General features: G+C 74.7%; 1 pseudogene. It reads right to left on the bottom strand.

The features are described from left to right. Positions 1-165 precede the first annotated feature (165 nt). A pseudogene (locus GT354_RS06010) lies at positions 166-1,472 on the bottom strand (hypothetical protein); the annotation flags it as partial.

Genomic DNA, 1,472 nt, shown 5'->3' on the forward strand with positions numbered 1-1,472 from the left:
CCGTCGCTCCCCTCACCGGCCACGCCCCCAAACCCCTGCTCTCGGCTCCCCCGTCCAGCCATCCCGCCGAGCCCTCACAACCAACCCCGCCTCCCCCATAGAACCCACCCTCGGCCCCGCCCAGCCGCGATCCCCAGCCCAAGCGCGCCCGCCCCACCCCATCCGTCAGCCGATCCCCCTGACCACCGTCCCGTTCCTGACGTTCGCGGTGATCTGCGGCGGAGCGATGGCGGCCGGGGCGCTGGTGGGGACCTTGACGACGAGTTGGCGGCTGTCGGCGGAGCCCGTCACCGAGCCGGTCGCGGTCACCTTGACCACGTCGCGTGTGCCGGCCGCGACCAGGTATCGGGTGCCGGTCCGCGAGCGCCACCACGTGTAGGCGACGATGTCGTTGCTCGGCCGGCTGCACGCGGGCGAGTCGGTGAGCCGGTTGACGGTCTGCGCGCCGGTCGCACTCGCGCCAGGCGGCAGGAACTGCACCACGACGTCGCCGCCGCCCTTGCGGTCGAAGCCGTGCATGCACGACCACATCGCCTCGCCGGACGCCTCCGGTAGGTCGAAGTGGGCGAACTCCCAGTTGTTGACCAATCGCAGTCCCTGCCCCCGCATCGTGTCGAGGGCGCACGCGGTCCGCGACCACACGTCGAGCGCGCGTTCGCTGGACGCGGCCTCGGAGGGGCGTCCGGTGTGGAAGTAGTCCGGCGGCGGCATGTACGTCAGGTGGGTCGCGGACAGTTCGCCCAGGTCGGCGAGCAGATACGGATGGTCGTCGGCCGCGCGCGCCGAGCGCAGTTCGAGTACCGGGACGCCGACGCATCCCTTGGCTGCGGTCGCCGCGTCCGGCATCGGCGCGGTCACGCCGTCGGTGACCGTCAGCGCCGCGCTCTCGTCCTCGGGGCGACGCAGGTCGCGTACCGCCGCCGAGTCGACCCATGGCGCGAGCAGCATCCGAACGCCGCCCGACTCGCGGCGCAGGACGACGGCGGACGCGGAGCGCTCGTCCGAGTCGTCGGCGGGTGCCACGGCCAGGTGCCGCCGCCCGTTCTCCTCGGTGTAGCGGGCCAGTCGTGAGCCGTCGGCGACCAGGACGACGGCGGCGCCCGCGACGTCGCCGGCGTAGAGCAGGTGGGGGGCGCCCAGCGGCGGGCCGGCCTGGGTTCCGGGGCCGAGCGTCACCGTGACCTTGTCGTCGGGGGCGGTCCAGGCCCGGACGGCGCGCCCGGTCAACGCCTCGTCGCCGGCGCGCGCGCCGCGCGTGGACCAGACCGCGAAGTCGAGCCGGGTGGTGGTAGTCCATGCGCCGGCCGCGATCATCCGCGGCGCTCCGCCGCCCACTTGCGCTGCGGGCCCGGCCTGCTCGGCCGGGTTCGAGGCGTTCGAGGCGGTCGACCCGGCGGGGCTCGTCGCGTACCAGGCCACCGTGGCAACGACCGTCGCGGCCGCGACGACGGCGACGGCGGTACGGCGCCAAC

It is taken from the genome of Streptomyces sp. SID3343, from assembly GCF_009865215.1.
Taxonomy (GTDB): domain Bacteria; phylum Actinomycetota; class Actinomycetes; order Streptomycetales; family Streptomycetaceae; genus Embleya.